24 protein-coding genes are annotated in these 24146 nt (G+C 69.5%); 22 read left to right on the top strand and 2 right to left on the bottom strand.

Translation table 11 applies throughout. From position 1 onward, the window contains the following. The first annotated feature begins 56 nt into the window (after positions 1–56). The 17 genes from ftsY (at position 57) to IT182_08615 (ending at position 15486) form a co-directional block, all read left to right on the top strand. Positions 57–989, top strand: coding sequence for a signal recognition particle-docking protein FtsY (ftsY, locus tag IT182_08535; protein ID MCC6163381.1), 933 nt, complete (start codon positions 57–59; stop codon positions 987–989). After that, positions 983–2086, top strand: a complete 1104-nt coding sequence (ribD, locus tag IT182_08540; GenBank protein ID MCC6163382.1) for a bifunctional diaminohydroxyphosphoribosylaminopyrimidine deaminase/5-amino-6-(5-phosphoribosylamino)uracil reductase RibD — start codon at positions 983–985, stop codon at positions 2084–2086. The genes ftsY and ribD overlap by 7 nt, the downstream gene beginning before the upstream one ends. A 13-nt stretch (positions 2087–2099) precedes the next feature. Beyond that, the gene (locus tag IT182_08545; protein ID MCC6163383.1) at positions 2100–2666 is read left to right on the top strand and encodes a riboflavin synthase; all 567 of its coding nucleotides are present in this window, start codon (positions 2100–2102) and stop codon (positions 2664–2666) included. Next, the gene (locus IT182_08550) at positions 2663–3919 is read left to right on the top strand and encodes a bifunctional 3,4-dihydroxy-2-butanone-4-phosphate synthase/GTP cyclohydrolase II (GenBank protein MCC6163384.1); all 1257 of its coding nucleotides are present in this window, start codon (positions 2663–2665) and stop codon (positions 3917–3919) included. The genes IT182_08545 and IT182_08550 overlap by 4 nt, the downstream gene beginning before the upstream one ends. Before the next feature lie 33 nt (positions 3920–3952). Continuing rightward, on the top strand, positions 3953–5728 hold the full coding sequence (gene ggt, locus IT182_08555; protein MCC6163385.1) for a gamma-glutamyltransferase: 1776 nt from the start codon (positions 3953–3955) through the stop codon (positions 5726–5728). Between the two features lie 158 nt (positions 5729–5886). Continuing rightward, complete coding sequence (gene ffh, locus IT182_08560) at positions 5887–7266, top strand: signal recognition particle protein (protein MCC6163386.1); 1380 nt, start codon at positions 5887–5889, stop codon at positions 7264–7266. A gap of 20 nt (positions 7267–7286) precedes the next feature. After that, the gene (gene rpsP, locus IT182_08565; protein ID MCC6163387.1) at positions 7287–7559 is read left to right on the top strand and encodes a 30S ribosomal protein S16; all 273 of its coding nucleotides are present in this window, start codon (positions 7287–7289) and stop codon (positions 7557–7559) included. Continuing rightward, positions 7560–7808: a KH domain-containing protein gene (locus tag IT182_08570; GenBank protein MCC6163388.1), complete on the top strand. Its 249-nt coding sequence runs from the start codon at positions 7560–7562 to the stop codon at positions 7806–7808. A gap of 5 nt (positions 7809–7813) precedes the next feature. Beyond that, a complete protein-coding gene (rimM, locus tag IT182_08575; protein MCC6163389.1) occupies positions 7814–8443 on the top strand; it encodes a 16S rRNA processing protein RimM in 630 nt (209 codons plus the stop codon). Continuing rightward, positions 8349–9101, top strand: coding sequence for a tRNA (guanosine(37)-N1)-methyltransferase TrmD (gene trmD / locus IT182_08580; GenBank protein MCC6163390.1), 753 nt, complete (start codon positions 8349–8351; stop codon positions 9099–9101). Before rimM ends, trmD begins: the two co-directional genes overlap by 95 nt. Beyond that, complete coding sequence (gene rplS, locus IT182_08585; protein ID MCC6163391.1) at positions 9098–9457, top strand: 50S ribosomal protein L19; 360 nt, start codon at positions 9098–9100, stop codon at positions 9455–9457. Before trmD ends, rplS begins: the two co-directional genes overlap by 4 nt. Next, positions 9457–10134 (top strand): ribonuclease HII, encoded by a 678-nt coding sequence (locus IT182_08590; GenBank protein ID MCC6163392.1) that lies wholly within the window; start codon positions 9457–9459, stop codon positions 10132–10134. The genes rplS and IT182_08590 overlap by 1 nt, the downstream gene beginning before the upstream one ends. Beyond that, positions 10100–12832: a hypothetical protein gene (locus tag IT182_08595; GenBank protein ID MCC6163393.1), complete on the top strand. Its 2733-nt coding sequence runs from the start codon at positions 10100–10102 to the stop codon at positions 12830–12832. Before IT182_08590 ends, IT182_08595 begins: the two co-directional genes overlap by 35 nt. 20 nt (positions 12833–12852) lie before the next feature. Beyond that, positions 12853–13092: a hypothetical protein gene (locus IT182_08600; GenBank protein ID MCC6163394.1), complete on the top strand. Its 240-nt coding sequence runs from the start codon at positions 12853–12855 to the stop codon at positions 13090–13092. A gap of 22 nt (positions 13093–13114) precedes the next feature. Next, entirely contained in the window at positions 13115–13783 is a 669-nt protein-coding gene (locus tag IT182_08605) for a thiamine phosphate synthase (GenBank protein MCC6163395.1), read from the top strand. Next, on the top strand, positions 13780–14619 hold the full coding sequence (locus IT182_08610; GenBank protein ID MCC6163396.1) for a DUF4115 domain-containing protein: 840 nt from the start codon (positions 13780–13782) through the stop codon (positions 14617–14619). Before IT182_08605 ends, IT182_08610 begins: the two co-directional genes overlap by 4 nt. Positions 14620–14622: 3 nt before the next feature. Beyond that, positions 14623–15486, top strand: coding sequence for a hypothetical protein (locus tag IT182_08615; protein MCC6163397.1), 864 nt, complete (start codon positions 14623–14625; stop codon positions 15484–15486). A 22-nt stretch (positions 15487–15508) separates the two neighbouring features. On the opposite strand, the gene polX is transcribed toward IT182_08615, so the two are convergent. After that, positions 15509–17230, bottom strand: a complete 1722-nt coding sequence (gene polX, locus IT182_08620) for a DNA polymerase/3'-5' exonuclease PolX (protein ID MCC6163398.1) — start codon at positions 17228–17230, stop codon at positions 15509–15511. 12 nt (positions 17231–17242) lie between these two features. On the opposite strand from polX, the gene nagZ reads away from it, so the two are divergent. From nagZ to IT182_08645, 5 genes are read left to right on the top strand one after another with little or no spacing between them, the layout of a single operon-like run. Next, entirely contained in the window at positions 17243–18406 is a 1164-nt protein-coding gene (nagZ, locus tag IT182_08625; GenBank protein MCC6163399.1) for a beta-N-acetylhexosaminidase, read from the top strand. Then, positions 18403–19356 carry an LD-carboxypeptidase gene (locus tag IT182_08630; protein ID MCC6163400.1) on the top strand — a complete coding sequence of 318 codons (954 nt, stop codon included), beginning with the start codon at positions 18403–18405 and terminating at the stop codon, positions 19354–19356. Before nagZ ends, IT182_08630 begins: the two co-directional genes overlap by 4 nt. A 13-nt stretch (positions 19357–19369) precedes the next feature. Further along, complete coding sequence (gene mpl / locus IT182_08635) at positions 19370–20785, top strand: UDP-N-acetylmuramate:L-alanyl-gamma-D-glutamyl-meso-diaminopimelate ligase (GenBank protein ID MCC6163401.1); 1416 nt, start codon at positions 19370–19372, stop codon at positions 20783–20785. Beyond that, complete coding sequence (gene pxpB, locus IT182_08640) at positions 20782–21438, top strand: 5-oxoprolinase subunit PxpB (protein MCC6163402.1); 657 nt, start codon at positions 20782–20784, stop codon at positions 21436–21438. Before mpl ends, pxpB begins: the two co-directional genes overlap by 4 nt. Next, positions 21435–22361, top strand: a complete 927-nt coding sequence (locus tag IT182_08645; protein ID MCC6163403.1) for a biotin-dependent carboxyltransferase family protein — start codon at positions 21435–21437, stop codon at positions 22359–22361. The genes pxpB and IT182_08645 overlap by 4 nt, the downstream gene beginning before the upstream one ends. Here the strand turns inward: IT182_08645 and IT182_08650 are convergent. Continuing rightward, on the bottom strand, positions 22319–24142 hold the full coding sequence (locus tag IT182_08650; protein MCC6163404.1) for a hypothetical protein: 1824 nt from the start codon (positions 24140–24142) through the stop codon (positions 22319–22321). The two genes, IT182_08645 and IT182_08650, sit on opposite strands and share 43 nt — an antisense overlap. Positions 24143–24146 lie beyond the last annotated feature (4 nt).

The raw sequence follows: 24146 nt of genomic DNA on the forward strand, positions 1-24146 counted from the left end.
TCTGCGGTCCGACCCCGGACCAGGTGGGATGGCACCGGTCCCTGTACACTTTCGTGGTGAGCTTTTTCGACCGCCTCAAGTCGAGTCTTCAGAAGACCAAGGACCAGCTGTTCGGGGCCTTCGACGAGGGTACCGCCGCGCCGGAGGCACTCGGGGGGACGGCCACCGGGACGGCGACGCGCCGTATCGAGTCGCTCGACGCGCTCGAAGAGGCGCTGATCACGTGCGACGTGGGTGTGGCGGCCACAGACCGGATCGTCGAGGCCGTGAAGCGCAAGGCGCGTCGGGGCGACGACCTGCTGCCGCTGGTGCGTGCGGAGATCCTCGCCATTCTCGAGGGCGCCGCGCCGCCGCCGGCGCAGGGCGGCACGCCGCGCGTGGTGCTCATCGTCGGCGTCAACGGAACAGGCAAGACGACGTCCATCGGCAAGCTCGCGAACCTGCTGAAGCAGCAGGGCGCGAAGCCGTTGGTGTGCGCGGCAGACACTTTCCGCGCCGCGGCCGTCGAGCAGCTCGAAGTGTGGACGCGCCGCGCGGAGGTCGGCTTCGTGCGGGCGCAGCCCAACTCCGATCCCGCGGCCGTCGTGTTCGATGCGATCCAAGCTGCTCGTGCGCGCCAACTGGACCCCGTGCTCGTGGATACGGCGGGGCGACTGCACACGCGCGTCAACCTGATGAACGAGCTCGAGAAGATCAAGCGCATCGCGTCGCGTGAGGTCGACGGCGCGCCGCACGAGGTGCTCCTGGTGCTCGACGCGACGGTCGGCCAGAACGGCGTGCAACAGGCGCGCGAGTTCATGAAGGTCTCGGGCGTCAACGGCATCATCCTCACCAAGCTCGATGGCACGGCCAAGGGCGGCGTGGCCGTGTCGATCGCGCAGGACCTGCGACTGCCGATCCGGTATGTCGGCACCGGCGAACAGATCGACGACCTCGTGCCGTTCAGCCCACGCGAGTACGTCGATGCACTCTTCGAAGAGGCGTGGTAGACCTGCGCGACGTCGAGGGCGATCTCCGTCCGGAGGATGCCCGGTTCATGGCCCGCGCCTTGTGGCACGCGGAGCGTGGGCGCGGCAGTACCACACCGAATCCCCTGGTCGGTGCCGTCATCGTCGATGATCAAGGCGTGGTGGTTGGCGTGGGACACCATCAGGCTGCGGGTGGCCCGCACGCGGAAGTCGTCGCGCTTGGCGCGGCGGGTGTGCGCGCGACAGGAGCCACGTTGTATTGCACGCTCGAGCCGTGCAGTCACACGGGCCGCACGGGACCGTGCTGCGTGGCGGTGGTTGGCGCGGGCATTCGGCGCGTGGTGGCGGCGGCTGGGGATCCATTCCCCCAGGTGGCAGGACGCGGATTCGCGTACCTGCGCTCGCGCGGAGTCGCCGTGACCACAGGCGTGGGATTGCAGGAAGCGCGGCGCCAGAACGCACCGTTCTTCATGGCCGTCGAGCGCGGCAGACCGTGGGTTCACCTGAAATGTGCGATGAGCCTTGATGGCGCGGTCGCGGCGCGAGCCGGCGAGCGGACGCCGTTGAGTGGTCCCGAGGCGACGCGCTGGTCGCAGCGTCTGCGCGGGGAAGTCGATGCCATCGCCATCGGATCGCGGACCGCCATCGTCGACGACCCGATCCTGACGGCGCGTGACGTGTATCGCCATCGACCGCTGGTGCGCGTGGTGTTCGACAGGCACCTGCGACTCACGTCCGACGCGCGACTGACGCAGACGCGCGACGCTGGGCCGGTGGTGGTGCTGACATCCTGTGCGGCGGCCGACTCGTCCGCAGCGGCGCGAATGCGCGACAACGGCGTCGACGTGGTCGCCACGGATGGCTCGGTGCGCGACGGCTTGCGCGTGCTCGTGACGCGCGATGTGCAGTCGCTCCTCGTCGAAGGCGGCCCGACGCTGCACGCGGCGTTCTGGCAGGCGGGCGTCGTGGATCGGGTCAGTGAGATCGTGAGCGATCGCGCACTGGGGCCTGATGCCGTACGCTGGAACGTGCCCATCCGTCTGAGCGCGTGGGCACCGCGCACCGTGCCGCTGGGGCACGACGTCCTCCTCCAAGCCGATGTTCACAGGACTGATTGAAGCAACGGGCACCGTGCGCACCCTGACCCCCGTGGCGGGCGGTCAGCGCGTGACGATCGAGACGTCGCTGGCGGCCGACCTCGCACTCGGCGAGAGCGTGGCCACGAGCGGCGTCTGCCTGACCGTCGTATCGCACGACGCGGTTTCGTGGAGCGCCGACGTCTCGCCGGAGACGCTGCGGGTGACGGTGCTGGGGGCGCTTGCGACAGGCGACGTCGTGAACCTGGAGCGACCCCTCGCCGTCGGAAGCCGCCTGGGCGGGCATTTCGTGCAGGGGCATGTGGACGGCACGGGCCGGATCGAGACCGTCACACGCGACGGCGACTTCTGGCGCGTCACGATTTCGTTCCCGCCGGCGCTGGCCGCATACTTCATCGAGAAGGGGTCGGTGGCGGTCGACGGCATCAGCCTGACGATCGCGTCGCTGGCCGCCGAAACCTTCGACGTCCAGATCATTCCGCACACCTGGACGTCCACCACGCTGCAGTACGCGCGGCCAGGTGACCGCGTGAACCTCGAATGCGACATGGTCGGCAAGTACGTCTTGCGCGGCCTGTCGCTCGGAACGCCTCGCCCATGACTCGCAATCTCCGCATCGCCAAGGGATCCACAGTCGCCCGCGCCGCCCGTAATCCGTTCGCCACCGTGGAGGAGGCCATCGCCGCCTTCCGCGCCGGTCAGATGATCATCGTGGTCGACGATGAGGATCGCGAGAACGAGGGTGATCTCACGATGGCGGCGGAGCTGGTGACGCCCGCGGCCATCAACTTCATGGCCACGCATGGCCGCGGTCTCATCTGTCTCGCGATGACGCCGGAGCGGCTCGACGCGCTCGACATCCCGTTGATGGTGCAGCACAACTCCTCGCGGACCGAGACGGCGATGTGCGTCTCGATCGAAGCGAAGGGGAAGACGTCGACGGGCATCTCTGCGCCCGATCGCGCCGCCACGATCAGGACCGCGATCGATCCGGCCACGCACGCGTCCGATCTCGCGCGACCCGGGCACGTGTTCCCGCTGCGTGCGCGTGCCGGTGGCGTGCTGGTGCGGACTGGTCACACCGAAGCGGCAGTCGATCTCGCGCGCGCCGCTGGCCTCGCGCCGGCCGGCGTCATCTGCGAGATCATGCGCCCGGACGGCGAGATGGCACGCGTGCCGGACCTGGCTCGTTTCGCGCGCAAGCACAAGCTGCTGATGATCACCAGCGCCGATCTCGTGCGGTGGCGCCTGCGACACGAGCAGCTCGTGCAGGCGGCGGCGACGGCGACGTTGCCGACCGAGTTCGGCGACTTCCACGTCCACGCCTTCGACAGCCCCGTGGACGGCCTGACGCACGTGGCGCTCGTGCGCGGCGACGTGAGCGATGGCGACGACGTGATGGTGCGTGTGCATTCGAGCTGCCTGACCGGCGATGTCTTCCACTCGGCGCGCTGCGATTGCGGCGCGCAGCTCGAGACGGCGATGCGACGGATCGCCCATGAAGGACGCGGGGTACTCCTGTACCTGAATCAGGAGGGACGCGGGATCGGCCTCGCGAACAAGATCCGCGCGTATGCCCTGCAGGATCAGGGGCTCGACACGGTGGAGGCCAACGAGCGCCTCGGCTTCAAGGCCGATCAGCGCGACTACGGGATCGGCGCGCAGATCCTGCGCAGCCTCGGCGTGCGGTCCATGCGCCTGCTCACCAACAATCCGCGCAAGTTCGTGGGGCTGGAAGGTTACGGGCTCTCGGTGACGCGCACCGAGCCGCTCGAGATTCCGGCCGGCGAGCACACGCTGAAGTACCTCAAGACCAAGAAGACGAAACTCGGTCACACGCTGAAGGGCGTCTAGCCCGGACGCTCGACGCCGGTACAATCTCGCGGCATGGAACACACGCGGGTGGCGGGAGCGGTGTCGGCGGTCCTCGTGCGTGCGGGGCTCGCTGTCGGCCTGGCGTCGATGGTGGGGCTGGCCGCGGCGTGCGCCAGGCAGGAGCCGGAGCCGACGTGGACACTCACGCAGGCTGTCGCACGTACCGCCCCGGCCACCGGTGGGATGGTCACGACGACCGATCCTGTGGCGACCGATGTCGGGATGGCGGTCCTCGCGCGCGGCGGCAATGCCATCGACGCCGCCGTGGCCACGCACTTCGCGCTGGCTGTCGTCAATCCCGAAGCGGGCAACATTGGCGGCGGCGGATTCCTCGTCGCGCGCATGACCGCCGGCGAGACGGTGGCGCTCGACTTCCGCGAGACGGCACCTGCCGCTGCGAGTCGCGACATGTTCCTCGGCCCTGATGGTCAGGCCACAGATGCCTCCGTCGTCGGCCACCTCGCCGCCGGCGTGCCGGGCTCGGTCGCCGGCATGTGGGAGGCCCATCGTCGATTCGGGTCGCTGCCGTGGGCCGATCTCGTCGCGCCCGCCATCGAGTTGGCCGATGGCCTCGTGGTCCACGACAGACTGGGGACGTCTCTGGCGTCGGCGACGCAGCGGCTCTCGCGGTACGCATCGACGGCGGCCGTCTTCCTGCCCGGCGGAGCGGCGCCCGCCGTGGGGGAGCGGTTCGCCCAGGCCGCTCTCGCGGCGACGCTGCGCCGCGTCGCTGCCGACGGCCGCGACGGCTTCTATCGCGGCCGGACCGCGGAACTCGTCGATGCGGAGATGCGTCGCGGAGGCGGCGTGATGACGGCCGCCGATCTGGCCGCGTATGAAGCCAAATGGCGCGATCCGCTCCGGTTCGAGTATCGCGGGCATGCGATTGTGTCGATGCCGCCACCGTCCTCGGGCGGCGTGACGCTGGCCGAGATCCTGAACGTGCTCGAAGGCTACGACCTGCGGGCGTCTGGCTTCCTCTCCGCCGACCACGTGCACGTGTATGCCGAAGCCGCCAAGCGCGCGTTCGCCGACAGGAACACGTATCTCGGCGATCCCGATTTCGTGTCGCAGCCGATCGAGCGCATGGCCTCGGATGCGTACGCGGTCGAGCGCCGCACGACGATCGACATGGCCCACGCCACGCCCTCCACGGCTGTGGAGCCGGGACTCGGAGTTCCGGGGGGCGGTGCCGGTGCCGTCGCCGAAGGCGCGCACACCACGCACTATTCGATCGTGGATGGCGCGGGCAATGCCGTCGCGGTGACGACGACGATCAATTCGTTGTATGGGAATCTGGTCACGGTGACGGGAGCGGGGTTCCTGCTCAACAACGAGATGGACGACTTTGCCGCCAAGCCGGGATCGCCAAACCAGTTCGGGTTGGTGCAGGGCGAGGCCAACGCGGTCCAGCCCGGCAAGCGCATGCTCTCGGCGATGGCGCCCACGATCGTGCTGCGTCCGGACGGGCGGCTGTGGCTCGTGACAGGGTCGCCCGGTGGGCCGACGATCATTTCCACCGTCGCGCAGACGGTGTCGCAGGTCATCGATTTCGACATGGATCTCGTCCAGGCCACGTCGTCGCCGCGCCTGCACCATCAGCACCTGCCCGACCGCCTGATGTTCGAGAAGGGCGGGCTGCCGGCAGACCGCGTCGAGGCCCTGCGCGCGAGAGGGCAGGTGGTCGAGGAACGCGGCGGCTACCAGGGCGACACCCAGTCGATCCTGATCGCCGAGGACGGCACCCGCATCGGCGTCGGCGACCCCCGCCGCACCAGCTACCGCTAGCGAATGCCGAATGCCGCGATGCCGAATGCTGCATGACGGCAACAGGTAGCCGCTGTTCCGGTCCATCCGGAGACCCGGTTGCCGGTTCCCGTTGCCGGCCTTTCCCTGTTACACTCTCTGTTTGCCACGGGGCCGCAGGGCGGTCCGGGTGGACGTGTGTGATGTTCGACTCGCTCAGCAACAGGCTCCAGGACGTCTTCGCCAACCTCGGGAGAGAGGTGCGCCTGACGCCGGAGACCGTGGAAGTCGCCCTGCGGGAAATCCGCATGGCGCTGCTCGAGGCGGACGTCAACTTCAAGGTCGTCAAGGCGTTCGTCGACAAGGTGCGGGATCGCGCGGTCGGCGAGGAGGTGCTCAAGAGCCTCAGCGCCGGTCAGCAGGTCGTGCGCATCGTGCGCGACGAGATGCTGGCGTTGTTCGGCGACACGCAGGGTGGGCTGCCGCCGGCAAGCGCAACCCCGCGCGTGATTCTCATGCTCGGCCTCCAGGGCTCGGGCAAGACGACCACGACGGGCAAGCTCGCGAAGTGGCTCGTCAGGCAGGGGAAGCATCCGATCGTCGTGTCCACCGACGTGCGTCGGCCGGCGGCGATCGAGCAGTTGAACCTGGTCGCGAAGCAGGCGGGAGTGCGCGCGCACGACCCGGCCGGCAATCTCGACCCGGTCTCGCGCGCATCGGGCGCGCTGCAGGAAGCCCGCACTCTCGGTTTCGACACGGTCATCGTCGACACCGCGGGCCGACTCCACATCGACGATGAGTTGATGGGGGAGTTGGAGGCGATCAAGGCGGCTGTCGGACCGACAGATCAGCTGTACGTCGCCGACGCGATGACGGGGCAGGACGCGATCAAGAGCGCGGGCGAGTTCAACCGCCGCGTCGGGGTCACGGGCGTCGTGCTCTCGAAGATGGACGGCGATGCGCGCGGCGGTGCCGCGCTGTCGGTCGTCTCCGTCGTCGGCGTGCCGATCGCGTTCACGGGCAGCGGCGAGCGTCTCGACGACCTCGAGCCGTTCCACCCCGATCGCGTCGTGTCGCGCGTGCTGGGCATGGGCGACGTGCTGTCGCTCATCGAGAAGGCCGAATCCGTCGTCACGCACGAGGATGCGGCCAGGCTCGAACAGAAACTCCTCGAGAACGACTTCACCCTCGAGGACTTCCGCGAGCAGCTCCAGACCATCAAGAAGATGGGGCCGCTCGAGAACCTGCTCGGCATGCTGCCGGGCATGGGGCAGGTGAAGCAGCAGTTGCAGGGGAAGGTCGATCAGGGGCAGATGGCGCGCGTCGAGGCCATCATCCTGTCGATGACTCCCCGGGAACGCCGGAACCATCAGCTCCTCAACGGGAGCCGCCGCCGGCGCATCGCGCGCGGCAGCGGCACGTCGGTGGAAGAGGTCAATCGTCTCGTCAAGCAGTTCCTCGACAAGAAGAAGATGATGAAGATGATGGGCGGGCTGGCGGGCGGCAAGGGCGGCGGGAAGCTGCGCAGGCAGTTCGGCATGATGAAGGCCGCCGTGCAGGCGCAGCGGTCGCTGCGGTAGGAGAGGTCAAGAGAGAGCAGATGCTTACCATTCGGTTGCGCCGTCAGGGCGCCAAGAAGTCACCGTTCTATCGCATCGTGGTCATCGACTCGGCCAACGCCCGCGAGGGCGCGTTTGTCGAGATCCTCGGCTACTACAACCCGCGCCAGACGCCGGAGACGCTCGTGGTCGATCGCGATCGACTGCAGCACTGGCTGAGCGTGGGCGCACGGCCGTCGGACTCGGTGCGTACGCTCGTCAAGCGTGCGCCTGTGGCGGCTCCCGAGGCCGCAGCGCCTGCGGCGACGGCCTAGATGGGCAGCGCGCGCCAACTCGTGGAGGTCGTGGCCCGGGCGCTGGCCGACGACCCCTCGCAGGTGACCGTCACGGAGGCCGAGCATCGTGGCGTGGCCGTCCTGGACGTCTACATGGCGCCCGGCGAACTCGGACGGTTGATCGGAAGGCAGGGCCGCACGGCGCAGGCGATTCGCACGCTGGCGCAGGTGACAGCCGGCGATCGCAAGGTGCAGGTCGAGTTCCGCGACGGCGCGCCCCGGCGCTGACAGCCGTGGATCGCTGGGACGACATGGTGTTGGTCGGCCGGTTCGGCCGTCCGCACGGGTTGAAGGGCGAGGTGCTGATCCTGCCCGAGACCGACTTCCCGGAGTTGCGCTTCGCCGTAGGGGCGACCGTGTATGCCCTGCGTGGCGGCACGGTCGTGGCGCTCGAGATCGATCGGTCGCGCATGCACGCCGGACGGCCGCTGGTCGGCTTTGCCGGGCTCGACGCGATCGAGGACATCGACGCGCTCGGGCGCGGCGACCTGAAGATTCCCGAGGCGGCGCTCGCGCCGCTGCCCGAGGGCGAGTACTACTGGTACCAGTACGTCGGGGCACCCGTGCAGACGGAAGCCGGCGACGCGATCGGCACCGTGGTGCGCGTCGAGCCGACGGGCGGATCGGGCGTGCTGATCGTGGCGCGCGGGCAGGAGGAAGTGCAGGTCCCGCTGTCGCCGGCGTTGTGCCCGGTGCTGCGGCCGGACCTGATCGTGGTACGGCCGCCGGACGGGCTGCTGGACCTGAATACCCCGGGGCCGGAGCGTCGTGCGCATCGACATCGTGACCATCTTCCCCGCCATGGTGCGGGCCGGCGTGCAGGACGGGGTCCTCGGCCGGGCGGTGGCCAGCGGCCTGATTGACCTGCGGGCGTACGACCTGCGGGACTTCACGTCGGACCGCCACAAGGTGGTCGACGACACGCCGTTCGGCGGCGGACCGGGGATGGTGCTGAAGGCGGAACCGTTCTTCCGCGCGGTGGAGCACCTGCGGGAGACGCGGGGCACGCCCGATGCGGTGCTGCTGCCGTCGCCACAGGGGCGGCGCTTCACGCAGGTGGTGGCCGAGGAGTACAGCCGCCGGAATCACCTGGTGATTCTGTGCGGACGGTACGAAGGCGTGGACGAGCGGGTGAGTGCGGCGCTGGTCACCGAGGAGGTCTCCATCGGCGACTTCGTCCTCTCGGGTGGAGAGTTGCCGGCACTGGTGCTGGTGGACGCGGTGGCGCGGTTGGTGCCCGGCGTTGTGGGAGACGCGGAGTCGGTGGTGGCCGATTCCTTCACGCGCGGGTTGCTGGATCACCCGCACTACACGCGGCCGGCGAGTTTTCACGGCCTCGACGTACCCGAGGTGCTGCTGTCGGGGCACCACGGCGAGATTGCACGCTGGCGACGCCAGCAGGCCCTGCGGCGCACGTACGACCGGCGCCCGGACCTGTTGCGCGACGAGGCGCTGACCGACCAAGAGCGAACATGGCTGGCCGCATGGATGGCCAGCGAGAAGAACGGAGCAGAGTCATGACCCCGATTGAAGCCATCGAATCCGCGCAGCTCACCCAGCGGCCGGCCGTCAAGTCCGGTGATACCGTCCGCGTGCACGTCAAGGTGCGCGAGGGTGACAAGGAGCGCATCCAGGTGTTCGAAGGGCTCATCATCGGCATGCACCGCGGCAGCACGCGGGCGTCGATCACGGTGCGCAAGGTGTCGTTCGGCCAGGGCGTCGAGCGCATCTTCCCACTGCACTCGCCGGTGATCGACAAGATCGAGGTCGTGCGCACCGCGAAGGTCCGCCGCGCCAAGCTGTACTTCCTGCGCGCCCTGCGCGGCAAGGCGGCCCGCATGAAGGACGCGACGCGCAAGACCGCTCCCCAGGCGTGATGGCGGCCGGGCCCTCAGCCCGCCGCAACATCGAGAACGCGCGGCGCCGTGCGGGCTACCGCGCCGTGGCCGGCGTGGACGAGGTGGGCCGCGGCTGTCTGGCCGGGCCCGTCACGGCCGCTGCCGTCGTGCTGGATCCCGCCAGGCCCATCGCTGGCCTGCGGGATTCCAAGCTCCTCTCCGCCGACGCGCGCGACCGCCTGTACGACCGGATCCTCCGGTGCGCGCTCGCCTGGCGTGTCGCATCCAGGCCTGTCGCCGACATCGATCGCCTCAACATCCACAAGGCTTCTCTGGCCGCCATGCGGGACGCAGTGTTGGGATTGACCCCTGCGGCCGATTACGTGCTCGCGGACGGCTTTGCCATCCCCGACCTCCCGGTTCCCCACGAGTGCCTCGTGAAGGGCGACCGCCGGTGCGCCTGCATCGCGGCCGCCTCGATCGTCGCCAAGGTCACCCGGGATCGTCTGATGATGGCGCTCGATGAGGAAGATCCCCGGTACGGCTACGCCCGACACAAGGGTTATGCCACCGAGGAGCATCTGGCGGCCATCCGGCAACACGGGTTGAGCGATGCGCACAGGCGGTCGTTTCGCCAGCCCACCTTGTTGGACTTGTTGAACGACGCACGACCGGCTTCCGATGAGCAACCGCGAGGAATTGACCACCCTGGCTGACAAGGCACTCCGCCAGGGGCGCGTGGACGAGGCCATCGGGCACTACCAGGTGCTGGCGCAGATGACGCCCGTCGACTGGGGCGTGGTCAAGCAACTCGCGGATCTGCTCGAGCGCGCCGGCCAGCGTGAAGCCGCCGCCGGTCAGTTCGCCCGTTGGGCCGACTACCTCTTCGAAGAAGGCTTCCACTCGAAAGCCGCCGCGCTCTACAAGAAGGTCCTCAAACTCGATACGTCCGACGAGCACGCCCTGTGGCAACTCGCCGAGGTCTCCGTCGCTCTCAAGCTCAGGGCCGATGCCCGCGTGGCGTACCAGCGCGTGGCGGACATGCGCACGCGCCGCGGCGACGCGTCCGGTGCGAGCCTTGCGCGTGAGCGCCTCGCCACGCTGGAAGGTGCCCCGACCACCGCGCCCTCCACGGGGTCGCCACGGATGTTCCCGCTGCCCGAACCCGCGCCGCGCGTTGACGACGCGATATCCGAACCACCCCCGACTCGTGACCCCGCCCCCGACATCATGGGGGCGGTTGGTGAATCCGTGCCGGACGACGTGCCGGCGGCCGGTGGACCTGCCGCGGCCCACGCATGGTCGGCCGGCGGTTCTGCGCCGGACGAGGTCGGGGCGGCGCCAGCGGCCGCTCGTGACGCTGACGCTCCCGAAACACCGTCCCAACGGCTGGCGCGGCTCCGCGCCGACGCGGCCGCCGCCGACGCGGCGGACGACGTCGATGCCTGGCGCCGATGGCAGGCCGTGCTCGACGCCGATCCAACCGACGATGGCGTCAGACTGCGCCTGGCGCAGGCCGCCTGCGATCGCGGCGATCTCGAATCGGCGGCGCGGCTTGCCGCGCTACTCGACGCGTCGACGATTCCCGTGCTCGCCGTGCTGGTCGAGATCGCCTCGCGCCAGCACCGTCACGACACGATCGACAGGCTGGTGGCGGGCCGTCTCCACGCCGGCGCCTCGCCGGAGATGCTCGTCGCGCTCGTCGACCGCCTGGCGGCGCGCGACCCCGGAGCGGCGCGCGCGGCAGCGACATCCGCCGTCGCGGTGTGGTCAGGCGTGGGGAGGGCCACGCGCGCGATCGCGTTGCTCGCTCACGGGGCCGCGGGCGGCTGGCTGTCGGCGGCACAGCATCTCCGCTGGGTGGAGTTGTGCGTCGAGGGTGATCTGGCATCGCTCGGCACCGCGCAGTGCGCGCTCGGCAGGGTCTACCTGACCGAAGGGCGGCTGGCCGAAGCACGGGCCATCGCCGAAGACGTTGTCCTGCGCGAGCCTGCGTCGGCCGTCGCGCGGGAGCTGTTCATCGACGTGCTGACCGCGCAGGGTTCCGACAGTCCCTGGCGGGCACTCGACGACCTTGTGGCACCGCCCGCCGTCGCGCGGCCTGTGCCGGAGCCCGTGGCGCCGCCGGAACCGTTGGCGGCGCCGGTCGAGGACGTCATCGTCCTCGCGGTCGATGCCCAACCGACGTACGCGGCACCGACGCCTGGACCGGCGCCTTCACCAGCACCTTCAGCAGCACCGGTATCGGGCTTCGTGTTCGACTGGGCCGACCTTCTGGGCCGTGATGTACCTGCGTCTCGCCACTCGCCGCTGCCCGGCGCGGCGGCGGCAGCCGAGGACGTCGGGCTCCTGTCGTGGCTCGGCGTGCAGGACGCGCCATCCCCGCACGGAAATGCGTTCGGCAGCGCTTACGAGATCGAGCCGCAAGCTCCTGCGGACGAGGTGGTCGAGGCCGTCGCCGAGGATGCCGCAGTCGCGCCCCCGGTCGAAGAGGACACCGAGGAGCCGGAGTTCCCCACCGTGGTCGAGGACCCTCGGAACGAGGTGGAGGAGATCGAGGAGGTCGAGGAGGCCGAGGCCGCGCCGTGGATCGATGTCGTGCCGGCCGAGCCCACGGGCGATTCCGCGATGGCGGAGGTCGTGACCATCGACGAAGAGATCGACCTCACGGATCTGCTCGATCAGTTGAAGCAGTGGGATCCGGCGCTGCCAGAGCCGTTGCGCGCCGTGCGGGATGGCGCGCCGCAGCCCGGGATGTCCGAGCCTGTTCCCGAGCCGGAACCCGCGCTGGAGCTCGCGCCGGAACCGGTCCCGGCACAGGAATTCGCTCCCGAACGCGAGCCTGTGCTCGCCGACGAACCCGAGCCTGTCGTCGAGACGGCAGACACGGTCGAGATGCCCGGCCAATGGTCGGGCGACAACGAGCCGGGCATGGAGGAACTGCCTGTTGCACCCGTGACGCCGCCCGCCGACGAGGGACGGACGGAGCTCGATGCCGTTTTCGCCGACCTGCAGCAGCGGCATGGGGAAGACCGTACGGTGGCCGAACAGCAGCTCGCGGCGGGCCGGGTATTCCTGGCGGCAGGTCTGGCGTCGGAGGCGGCGCGTGCCTTCGAGCGCGCGTCGGCGGAGCCGCGCATGTGCTTCGAAGCGTCGCACGTGCTCGCGGAACTGCACCGCTCGCGCGGCCAGCTCGTCGAAGCCGTCGCGTGGTACGAACGGGCGACCGAGGCGCCGGTGCCCGATGCTGCGATGAAGCACTCGGTGCTGTACGATCTGGCGGAGTCGCTCGAGTCGCTCGGTGAGTCCGACCGTGCTCTGGGTGTGCTGCTGGATCTGCTGTCGCAGGTCGAGGACTATCGTGATGCGCGCGCACGGCTCGACAGGCTGCTGCGCGTCGATGCCGGAGGCTAGTCGTTTCCCTGTTCAGTCGCGTGCTGCTGTCGCTCTACCTCCTCGAGGCGGGGCTGCTGCTGATCCTGGCGCCGTGGACGCAGTTCTGGGACCGCAACTACTTCTCGGCGCTGCTGCCGAGACTGGCGGCGTTCATGACGCATCCGTACGTGCGCGGGGCCGTCACGGGCGTCGGCATCGTGAGCGTCGTTGCGGCGCTCGTCGAGATCGGGGTGATGCTCACGCGTCGCCGCGCCACGCCGCACGTGCCTGGCGCGTGATCGGAGTCCGGAGCCGAACGGGATGTGGCCGCCGCGCACCATCGTTGTCACGGACCGTCGCCGGTTGTCCTGCGGTTCGAGCGACGACGCGGCGTCGGCGCTCGTGGCGTTTGCTGCCGCCGTGGCCGCCGCCGGCGTGGATGTCGTGCAGATCCGCGAACGCGACTGGGACGATGGCACCCTGGTGCGCGTCACGCGCGCGGTGATGCGGGCGACGGCCGGGAGCGGGTGCGAGGTGTTCGTGAACGAACGTGCGCACGTCGCGGTGGCCGCCGGTGCACATGGCATGCACTTGAGAGGCAACGGCATGCCCGCCGCGCGCGTGCGTGCCGCATGGCCGACGGGATTGCGCATCGGCAGGTCGGTACACGGGAGTGACCAGGCGACGGTCGCGGATGGCGTTGACGTGGCTTTGTTCGGTACCGTGGTCCCGTCCGTGTCGAAAGGCGGCGACGCGGTGATTGCCGGTGTGGCTGCGCTCGCCGCATGGGTGGGTATTGCCGGTGCGACGCCTGTCGTCGCCATCGGCGGCATCGACGTGGAGCGCTGCGCGGCGGTGCGCGCCGCCGGGGCGTGTGGCGTGGCCGGGATCGACGTGTTCGTGCGGGCATGGGAGCAGGGCGGTGCCGCACTGGCGGCGCTGGTGAGGGAGATGCACGCGGTGCTTGGAGAGCGGGAGCGGACACAGTGACCGTTGGTGAGCGTTTGCGCGAGGCGCGGGAGCGCCGGAAGGTCTCGCTGCACGCTATTGCAGAGAAGACCAACGTGTCGGCCCGTTTTCTCGAGGCGATCGAGAAGGGGCAGTACGACAAGCTGCCCGGCGGCATCTTCACACGCGGGTTCATCAGGTCGTATGCCGTGCAGGTGGGTCTCGACCCCGATGCGATCGTGGCGCAGTTCCTGTCCGACGACCCTGGCCAGCGCGACGACGACATCGACGAGGCGCCGCCGTCGAGCCGTGAAGGTGCGCCGGTGGCCACCATGCTGATCGTGGCTGTTGGCGTGATCGCCGCGGCGTTGCTGGCGGTCTATCTCCTGAAACCTGACTGGATCGGTAGCGGCTCGCGTTCGGCTCCCGTTCAGGAGCCGGTATCGGCCGAGGGGAGGCCGTCGCCTGCCCTCGGCGACGCGCAATCGGAGGTGGTGGCGGCGGTGTCCGCCCCGGTGGCGCTGCCGACCCCGGATGCTCCCGGACAGGAGGCGCCTGCGACGACTGATGCCGGAGGTTCTGCACCAGCCGCGAGTACCACCGACGTGCCGCTGTCGCCCTTGCGACTGGTGATCGCGCCGACGGGACGCTGCTGGGTGCAGGTCTCGGCCGACGGGCAGATGCGCGTGGCGCGAGAGGTGAGCGTCGGCGAACGCATCACTGTCGACGCCTCCGAACGATTGAGCATCACCGCCGGTGATGCGGGCGCGTTTGCCTACGAGTTGAACGGCCGGCCGGGAACCTCGCTCGGCGCCGCCGGCCGCGTGGCGCGCGCCACGATCGTGCCGTCCACCGTCGCGCAGTTCCAGGTGCCGTAGGCCGTGCCCTTCGGCGTCTCGTCGCCCATCGTCGATGTGTTCGCGCGCGACCAGGTGCCGCGCGACGTGCGCCTGCTCGCGGCGCGCGGCCAAGTCGGTGCGGAAGGTGTGGACCGGCTCGTCCTGCTCGCGATGATGGCCGAAGACGAGGACGGCGACGTCGCAGCGTTGGCCGCGGCCACCATCGACGGTCTGCCGGAGTCGGCAGTGCGCGATTTCATCGGCCGCGACGGCGTGCCGGCCCAATTGCGCGCGTGGTACGAGGCGCGAAGTGGTGCGCCTGTGGCTGTGGCCAGTCCCGATCCGATCGAACCGCCGATAGACCAGTCCCGCGGTGGAGCCGCCGGACTGTGTCCGGCGGGCGGTGACGACGTCGAATCGGACGACGTGACCGAGCCCACGGAAGCCGAGGTCGCGGCGATGGCGGCCGAGGCGCTTCCAGACGACGAGGAGGAGGCACACCAGCTCCTGACGTCGCTGCCCGTACCCAAGAAGCTGAAACTCGCCACGCTCGGCCGGCGCGAGCAGCGTGCCATCCTGATCCGCGATCCGAACCGCCTCGTGTCGACGGCCGTGTTGGCCAGTCCGAAGCTCACCGAGACTGAGGTGGAGAACTTCTCGCGGATGCAGAACGTGTCCGACGAGGTGCTGCGCATCATCGGCACGAGCCGCGTGTGGACGAAGAACTACACCGTGGTGTCATCGCTCGTGCGGAACCCGCGCACGCCAACGGCGATCTCGCTGCCGCTCCTCGGCCGTCTCGCCGAGCGTGACGTGAAGGGGCTCACGGTGAACCGCAACGTCCCCGAGAGCGTCCGCCTCGCCGCCCGCAAGCAGCTCGACGTCCTCCAGTCACGCAAATCGTGACGTAGGGGCGACGCATGCGCCGCTACACGTGTCGACTGCGGCGGAGGTAGCGGCGCAGCTGGTCGAGGGGGAGGCAGTTCAGGACATCGCCGGGTGAGAGCCAGGCGCGGCGGGCGGTGAACGTGGCCCAGTGGAGGTGCTCGAAACCCGCCACGGCGTGCGCGTCGCTGGACAGCACGATCTTCACGCCGCGATCGCGCGCCAGGCGCGCATGAGTGTCGTTCAGATCGCGGCGATGCGGCTGGCCGTTGATCTCCATGGCCACGCCCAGATCGGCCGCGCGTGCGATCACGGCTTCGATGTCGATGGCACTCGCCTCGCGCCGGAGCAGCATGCGTCCTGTCGGATGTCCGAGCACGTCGACGTACGGACACTCCAGCGCGCGGAGTACACGGTCGGTCATGCGCGCCGGCTCCTGCGACAGCCCCGAGTGGACCGACGCAATGACGATGTCGAGCTGGGCGAGGCAGTCGTCGGCGAGATCCATCGTGCCGTCGGTGCGGATGTCGCACTCGATGCCGGCCAGCAGCGTGATGCCCTCGACCTCGTCGTCGCAGGCCCTGATTGCCGCCGCGTGTGCCAGTGCACGCGTTTCATCGAGGCCATTGGCCATCGCGAGCGCCTGACTATGGTCGGTGATCGCGAGATAGCTCAGTCCGGCGTCGCGCGCGGCCATCGCCATCGCACGAATCGTGTCCTTACCGTCGGTGGCCGTCGTGTGGCAGTGCAGATCGCCGCGCAGATCCGCACGCTCGACGAGGAGAGGCAGCCCTTCGTCACGCGCGGCGTCGAACTCGCCACGGTTCTCGCGAAGCTCCGGCGCGATCCACGGCAGCCCCAGCGCCGCATAGATCTCCGCTTCCGTCTCCCCGGCCACACGCGTCTCATCGTCCACCCGGAACAGGCCGTACTCGTTCAGCTTCAGTCCCTGGCGCAGCGCGCGGTCCCGCAACTCGATGTTGTGTGCCTTGCTTCCGGTGAAGTACTGCTGTGCCGCGCCGCGCGATTCGGCAGGTACCAGGCGCAGATCGGCCTGCAGCCCCTTCGAGAGACGGACGCTGCTCCTGGTCGGCCCCTGTCCGAGCACGCGCTCCACGCGCGGGAACGACACGAAGTGCGCCATCACCGCCGACGGCGCGGCCGTCGCGAGGACATCGAGATCGCCGCACGTCTCGGCGCCGCGCCGCAGGCTGCCCACGAGATCGAACGTGGCGTCCGGACACGCGGCGCGCAGGTGGGTGAGCAGGGCATGCGCCTGCTGCCACACCTCCGAGGCAAGGTATCTGCCTGCGAAGGTCGCGTGATCCTCGATGGCCTTGGCGAGCGCGGCTTCCTTGCCGGGGCCCATGCCCTTGACCTTGCGGATCGTGCCGGCCGCAATGGCGGCGCGGAGATCGTCGATCGACCCGACGCCGAGCTCGCGGTACAGCAATGCCACCGTCTTCGGACCCACACCCTGCAGCCGCAACACGTCGAGCAGGCCTGTCGGAAACTCCGCCGCCAGTTCGCGATGGAACGACGATATGCCGGTCGCGGCGAGCTCTTCGATGCGCGCGGCGATGTCCTTGCCGATACCCGGCAGCGCGCGAAGGTCGGCAGCCGTGAAGTCCGCGACGCGCTCGCCCGTGTCGCGAATCACCTGTGACGCGTTGCGATACGCGCGGATCTTGAACGGGTTGTCGCCCCGGATCTCGAGCAGATCGCCAATCTCGGCGAGGACGCGGGCGATGGCGGTGTTCTCCACGGCAGGACGCAGGTGCGCACGCGTCGGGCGCGCAATCGCGCCATTATAATGACGCGTCCGGCACGGCCGGACATCCTCTCGATGAACCAGCGCGACAGACGACGGCAGGTGGGGCAGTTGCTGCTGGCGGGATTCAGCGGACACGCGATTCCCGCCGAACTGCGCGCGCTCGCGCGCGAGTTCGACCTCGGCGGTGTCGTGTTGTTCTCGCGCAACGTGGCCGAGCCGGCACAGGTGGCGGAGCTGGCGCGCGAAGCGCAGGAACTGTCGCGCACGCCGGTGTGGGTGGCCATCGATCAGGAGGGTGGCCGCGTACAACGCGTGAAGGCGCCGCTCACGCTGTGGCCACCGCCCGCAACGCTCGGCAGGGCAGACGATGTCGAGCTGACCCGCCGCTTCGTGCGCGCGCTGTCGCGCGAGTTGCGCGCGATGGGCATCACCTTCAACTTCGTGCCCGTGCTCGACGTGTTGACGCGACGCGACAATCCGGCGATCGGCGACCGCGCGTTCGGCGAGACCGCTGACGTCGTGGCACGTCATGGCGTGGCGACGATCGAGGCCCTGCACGCCGAAGGCATGCCCGCGTGCGCGAAGCACTTCCCGGGGCATGGCGAGGCGGCTGTCGACTCGCACGACGAACTGCCCGTGGTGGACCTCCCGCCGGACAGGCTCGAGCGCGTCGAGTGGAAGCCCTTCGTCGAGGCATTCGCGGCGGGGCTCGACGCGGTGATGTCGTGCCACCTCCTGCTTCCGAGCCTCGACGAGCACAATCCCGCCACGCTCTCGGACGCCGTGATCAGCGGACGGCTCCGCGGTCAGCTCGGCTTCGACGGTCTCGTGTTCACCGACGACATGGACATGAAGGCGATCGCCTCGCACGTGGAGCCGGGGGATGCGGCGGTTCGTGCGCTGTCGGCGGGATGCGACGCGATCCTGCAGTGTGGCGGCGATCCCGATCGCGTGGCGGCGTCACTCGAAGGTCTGGTGCACGCCCTCGAAGCCGGGACGCTCTCGGCAACACGCGTGGACGAGGCGCTCGCGCGGCACGAGGCACTCAAGGCGCGGTATCTCTCGGACTCCGCGCGTCGTCAGGCACCGATGCCACCTTCGCTGCGAGACGTGATCGGATCGGCGGAGCACGCCGCGATCGCCGAGCAGATGCGGCAGTTCGCGTGACGGCGCTCAGGCCACTCCTGCGTCCGCATCGGCTGCGTGCAGGCGATCGCGTGGCGCTGCTCACGCTGGCGAGTCCGTCACGCGAGGCGGATGTCGAGGCTGGCGCCGACGAGTTGCGCGCACTCGGCTTCGAGCCTGTGGTGGTGGCACCACCGGCTCACATCGCTGCGTCTGGCGCCCCGTACGTGGCCGGCGCACCAGAAGCCCGTGCGACGCAGTTGCGGTCGGCTTTGGCTGATCCGGAGGTGCGCGCCGTGATCGCGGTGCGTGGCGGGTATGGGTCCGCGCATCTGCTCCCGTTCCTCGACGTCGACCAACTGCGCGCGTCGCGCACGCTCTTGATTGGCTACAGCGACATCACGGCGCTGCTCGACGTGACCACCGGGCACGCGGGACTCGTCAGCATCCACGGACCCATGGTCGAAGGTCGCCTCGCGCGCGGTCCGGCCACGTACGATCGCGACAGCTTCCTGCGCCTGACGATGGAACCGGTGGCGTTCGGCCGTGTCGACACCACCGGCGTACGCGTCGTTCGTCCTGGCGAAGCGTCGGGCGTCCTGCGCGGCGGCACGCTCACGCAACTGGCCGCGTTGCTCGGTACGCCGTGGGCGCTCGCGGCCATGGAGCCGACGGTCCTGTTCATCGACGAAGTGAACGAGCGTCCGTATCGGATCGATCGTCTGTTGTGGCAACTGCGCGCCGCAGGCGCGCTCGCGCACGTCACGGGCATCGTCTTCAACGAACTGCCGGGATGTGATGAGCCCGGCGGCGCACTCATGGCACTCGATGCCGTCAGGGCGGGGCTGGAAGGTGTCGACGGCCCGATCGTGGCGGGCGTGGCGAGCGGGCATACGGCGCGGCCGATGCTCAGCCTGCCGTTCGGCGTACAAGCCACGCTGATCGCCGCAGACGATGTCGTGCTGTCGATCGACGAGGCCGCCGTCGAGTGACGAGGAGACCATCGTGCGCATTCACCTGATCGGCGTGGCGGGAACCGCGATGGCGACGCTTGCCGCCATGCTCCAGCGGCGTGGGCATCGCGTCACGGGATCGGACGCAGGCGTATACCCCCCGATGAGCGATTTCCTGCGCGCCGAGAAGATCAACGTCTTCGACGGCTACGACGCGGCGCACGTCGATCCAGACGCCGACCTCATCGTCGTCGGCAATGCCATCTCGCGGGGGAACCCGGAACTCGAAGTGGTGCTGTCGCGACGGCAGCGATACTGCTCGCTGCCTGAACGCATCCGCGACGAGTTTCTCTGGCAGCGCGATCCGATCGTCGTGGCGGGGACGCACGGCAAGACCACGACAACGAGCCTCGTGGCATGGGTCCTGACGCACGCAGGTCTCGATCCGTCGCTGCTCGTCGGTGGCATTGCGGCCAATTTCGATGCGAGCTACAGGCTTGGCGACGGTCGCGACTTCGTCATCGAGGGCGACGAGTACGACAGTGCCTTCTTCGACAAGACGGCCAAGTTCCTCAAGTACGTCCCGCACACCGTCATCGTCAACAACGTGGAATTCGACCACGCCGACATCTATCCCGACGTGGACGCGATTCTCACGGCGTTCACCAGGCTCCTGCGACTCGTGCCTGCCGACGGTCGCGTGTTCATCGGCGTGGACGATGCGGGCGCTGCGTCGCTGACGGGCACGGCGTTCGGCGTCGTCGAGACGTTCGGGGTGTCTGCGTCGGCCGACTGGCAGGCGCGCGAGGTGCGCGCGGAACCCGGCGGCACGACGTTCGAGGTCTGGCGACGCGAGGGCTCGGCCGCGCACGTCCTCGCCGGCGACGTGCGCATCCCGATGACGGGCATGCACAACGTGCGCAATGCGCTCGCGGCGGTCGCAGTCGCGTCGTCGCGCGGTGTGCCGTTCGAGGCGATTGCGGCCGGCCTGGCGGCGTTCGCGGGCGTGAAGCGACGCACGGAGCTGCGCGGCGTGGTTCGCGGCGTCGCCGTGTACGACGACTTCGCCCATCACCCGACGGCGATCGCGGAGACGCTCCACGGCGTCAGGCGCGCGAACCCGTCGTCTCGCATCTGGGCGATTTTCGAGCCGCGCTCCGCGTCGAGTTGCCTGGCCGTGTTCCAGCAGGCCTTTGCCGATGCGTTCGTGGATGCTGACGACACGGTGCTGGCGTCGGTGTTCAGGACGAACCTTCCCGAAGGGCGCCGCTTGTCGGTCACTGCGCTCGTACAGGACCTGATCGACCGGGGACAGCGCGCGAGACATCTCCCGACAACGGCCGCCATTGTCGATGCCGTTGCTGCCGAAGCGACGGAGGGCGACCTCGTGATCGTGATGTCCAACGGCGGGTTCGACGATCTTCACACGAAGCTTCTCACCGCGCTCGCGAGGGGAGGGGGCGCGTGACGCACGAGTGCCGGCTCACGTGGCTCGGCGACGCGGCGCTGTCGATTCGCGCCGACGAGCGGGACGTGCTCGCCGCCAACACGCGCGTGCACGAATGGGCGGCGCGCATCCGCGCCGCGAATGTCGCCGCCGTTCGCGACGTCGTGCCCGGCATGCGGGAACTCGTGGTCCACATCGATCCGCTCCACGCCGACGTCGGCGAGATCGAACGCGCGCTGCGGACCGACGCGACGAGGGGGGCGACGACACCTGTGGCGCCACGCACCATCGAGATCGTCGTGACGTACGGTGGTGATGGCGGGCCAGACCTCGATGACCTCGCTCGCGCGACGGGCCTGACGTCCGACGAGGTCTGCCGGCGTCACCGCGAGACCATCTACACCGTGCACTTCGTCGGATTCCTTCCGGGATTCCCGTATCTCGGTCCTCTCGATCCGGCCCTCCAGGTTCCACGGCGCACCACGCCACGGCCGCGCGTGCCACCCGGGTCGGTGGCCGTGGCGGGGGAGTACACCGGCATCTATCCCTGGCCGAGTCCGGGCGGCTGGCACGTGATCGGTCGCGCCGACGTCACGTTGTTCGATGCGGCGGCACGTCCCCCTGCACTGTTGTCGCCCGGCGATCGCGTGCGATTCGTGGAGCGACGGTCGTGAGCGGTGCAACAGAGCCTTCCCGCATCGTCGTCACGCGCGCGGGCCTGCACACCACGGTGCAGGACGCCGGTCGATGGGGCTATCAGCACGTGGGCGTGCCGGTCGGCGGTGCGCTCGATCTCGCCGCGCTGCGCCGGGCCAATGCGCTCGTGGGCAATCACCCCGACGAAGCAGGTCTCGAAGTGACGCTGGTCGGCTGCGCGCTCCGTGCAGAGGGGCCGGCGTGCGTGGCCGTGACAGGCGCGAGGTTCGCTGTGTCGGTGAACGGCGTATCAGTGCCGCAGGACGAAGCACTGACCCTCGCTCCGGGCGACGAACTCGTGCTCGGCGCCAGGCTGCACGGTGCGCGAGCGTGTGTCGCCGTGCGGGGCGGACTCCAGCTACCCCTGGTGCTCGGCAGCCGGAGTGCGTGGCCGCTGGCGCCGCGGCGCGGTGCGCTTGCCGACGGGGCAATCCTGGCGATCGGCACGCGCACGGGAGGAAGTCCTCGCGTCGAACCGTGGCCGACGCCGCCGTTCGAGACGACGCTGCGTGTGATCCCGGCATCAGATGGGTGGGTGAATGCTGATGCGTTCGAAGCGCTGTGCGCAGGCGTGTACGTTGTGGCGTCGACCGCCAGCCGGATGGCCTATCCCCTCGACGGCCCCGCCGTGCCACTGGTCGTGCCGATGCGGCCCTCGAGCGGGACCGTCCACGGGGCGATCCAGGTATTGCCGTCGGGTAAGCCCGTGCTGCTCATGGCGGAGTGTCAGACCACGGGCGGGTATCCCGTGGTGGGCGTCGTGTATGGCGCGGACCTCACGCACGCCGCGCAGGTGGCGCCAGGTGAGTCCATCAGGTTCGTGGCCGGCACCCGCGCCGAAGCCGTCATCGCCCTGCGTCAGCGTGACGGGACGGGGGAAGGCGGCAGCGTGCGGGGCTGAGCCGGTGCCGGCTGTTCCGGCAGGAACGGCACGCGCGGGAACGGTTCCTCTTCCGCGTCGACGGGAGGCTGCACGGGTCGCAGCGGCACGGGTGTGATGGCAGGACCGGCACCGGCGGCCCCACGCCCGGCGAGGAACGGACGCAGGTCGTCCTCCTGGAGGTCGAGCACGCGGACGATGCGTGGCGTGAGCATGAGGACGACGTCCGACTGCTGCGTCTCGCGTTCGTTACCGGCGAAGAGCCTGCCGATGAGCGGCAGGTTGCTCAGCCCGGGCACGCCTTTCATCACGCTGCGTTCGTTGTCGCGAATCAGGCCCGCGAGCAGGTTCGTCTCGCCGTCGTGCAGCCTGATCGTCGTGGCGATCGATCGCGTGTTGAACGTCGGCAGGCCCGAATAGCCCGTACCTGCGACGCTGCTCACCTCGATCTTCACTGCCAGGCTCACGTCCGCGTCGTGATGCGCGCGCGGCGTGATGTCGATGTTCACGCCGACATTCCGATACTGGAATGACGTGATGGGCTGCTGGTTGATGCCACCGCTCGCGATCGGCGCGAACGTGACCTGCGGCACGGGGACCTCTTCACCGAACCTGGCCTGCGCGGGCAGGCCATCCGACGTGCGCAACTGCGGATTGGCGAGCACGCGCGTGTCGCTGTCCTGCTTGAGGAGCCTGTAGTACAGGCCGGGCAGGCTGGTGAAGAAGACGTCGCCGCGTCCGAGGTTCGCGAGCTGATCGAGGCTCAGTCCGCCGTCGCGGTTGACGTCCACCTGGCCGGCGATGCCGACGTCGTTGCCCGGCGAGAGGAGTTGCAGGCCGTACTGCCTGAAGCGCGTGCGATCGATCTCCAGCAGTTCGACGTCGATCACGATCTCCGGCCGTGCCTTGTCGATCGCGGCGATGAGCCGCGCCGCCGCCTCGACGCGCTCGGGGGAGTCCTTGATCGAGATCGCATTGGTCGCGGTGATCGGCGACAGGCGCCGCGCGTCGACGACGACGCGCAGGAGATCGAGGGTCTCCTTGATGTCGGCGTTGCTCAGATAGAACGTACGAATGACATCTTCCTCGTACTCACGCCGCTTGGCGGCGGTGTCGGGGACGACGGCGACCGTACGGTCCGCCGTGGTTCGCCAGAACGACGCCGTCGCACGCGTCACGGCATCGAGGGCCGCCGGCAGCGTGGCGCCGCGCAGGTCGATCGAGACGGGCACGCTGCGATAGTCGGGATCCAGGACGAGGCTGACGTCGGCAAAGCGCGCGATCGACGTGAGCACGTCGCGGCTGGCGGCGCTGCGGAACACGAGCGAATCGGGAAGCGTGACGTCGGGCAGCGTCCGCCCCACGGGAGCGAGCGTGCGCGCGCGAGAAATCAGGGACTCGAGGCGCGTGCCGCTCTCGCCGCCGACGGCCACCTTCGTCCGGAGGATGTGGCGGGTCTCGTTGACGGCAACTGCTGCATCGCCGTTCTCGGGGTGCAGTTCCAGGGCGATCCGGAATTCGACGAGTGCCTCGTCATGCCTGCCGGTGCCGGAGAGCCGGCGGCCCTTCGCGAGGTGCTGCGCGGCGGCGCGCACTTTCGCGCGCGTGAGGACGGCGGCGATCTCCGCGTCGTCGGGGCGCAACACCAGCGCCTGCGCGTAGGCAACGATGGCCTTGTCGTAGTCGTGGCGCTGCTCGGCGAGTTGTCCGACGCGATACGGACCAGGCGCCGTCGCGCACGACGCCAGCGTGCAGGCCAGTGCCGCGACCGCGACGAACGCGAGACGCGTGCGGCGCTCCATCACG

The organism is Acidobacteriota bacterium (assembly GCA_020845575.1).
GTDB lineage: Bacteria > Acidobacteriota > Vicinamibacteria > Vicinamibacterales > Vicinamibacteraceae > Luteitalea.

Excerpts from the sequence above, each read along its gene's own strand:
- IT182_08550 (MCC6163384.1), top strand. The coding sequence starts at position 2,663 with ATGACTCGCAATCTCCGCATCGCCAAGGGATCCACAGTCGCCCGCGCC.
- ggt (MCC6163385.1), top strand. The coding sequence starts at position 3,953 with ATGGAACACACGCGGGTGGCGGGAGCGGTGTCGGCGGTCCTCGTGCGT.
- rpsP (MCC6163387.1), top strand. The coding sequence starts at position 7,287 with ATGCTTACCATTCGGTTGCGCCGTCAGGGCGCCAAGAAGTCACCGTTC.
- IT182_08570 (MCC6163388.1), top strand. The coding sequence starts at position 7,560 with ATGGGCAGCGCGCGCCAACTCGTGGAGGTCGTGGCCCGGGCGCTGGCC.
- rplS (MCC6163391.1), top strand. The coding sequence starts at position 9,098 with ATGACCCCGATTGAAGCCATCGAATCCGCGCAGCTCACCCAGCGGCCG.
- IT182_08590 (MCC6163392.1), top strand. The coding sequence starts at position 9,457 with ATGGCGGCCGGGCCCTCAGCCCGCCGCAACATCGAGAACGCGCGGCGC.
- IT182_08595 (MCC6163393.1), top strand. The coding sequence starts at position 10,100 with ATGAGCAACCGCGAGGAATTGACCACCCTGGCTGACAAGGCACTCCGC.
- IT182_08605 (MCC6163395.1), top strand. The coding sequence starts at position 13,115 with ATGTGGCCGCCGCGCACCATCGTTGTCACGGACCGTCGCCGGTTGTCC.
- IT182_08650 (MCC6163404.1), bottom strand. The coding sequence starts at position 24,142 with ATGGAGCGCCGCACGCGTCTCGCGTTCGTCGCGGTCGCGGCACTGGCC.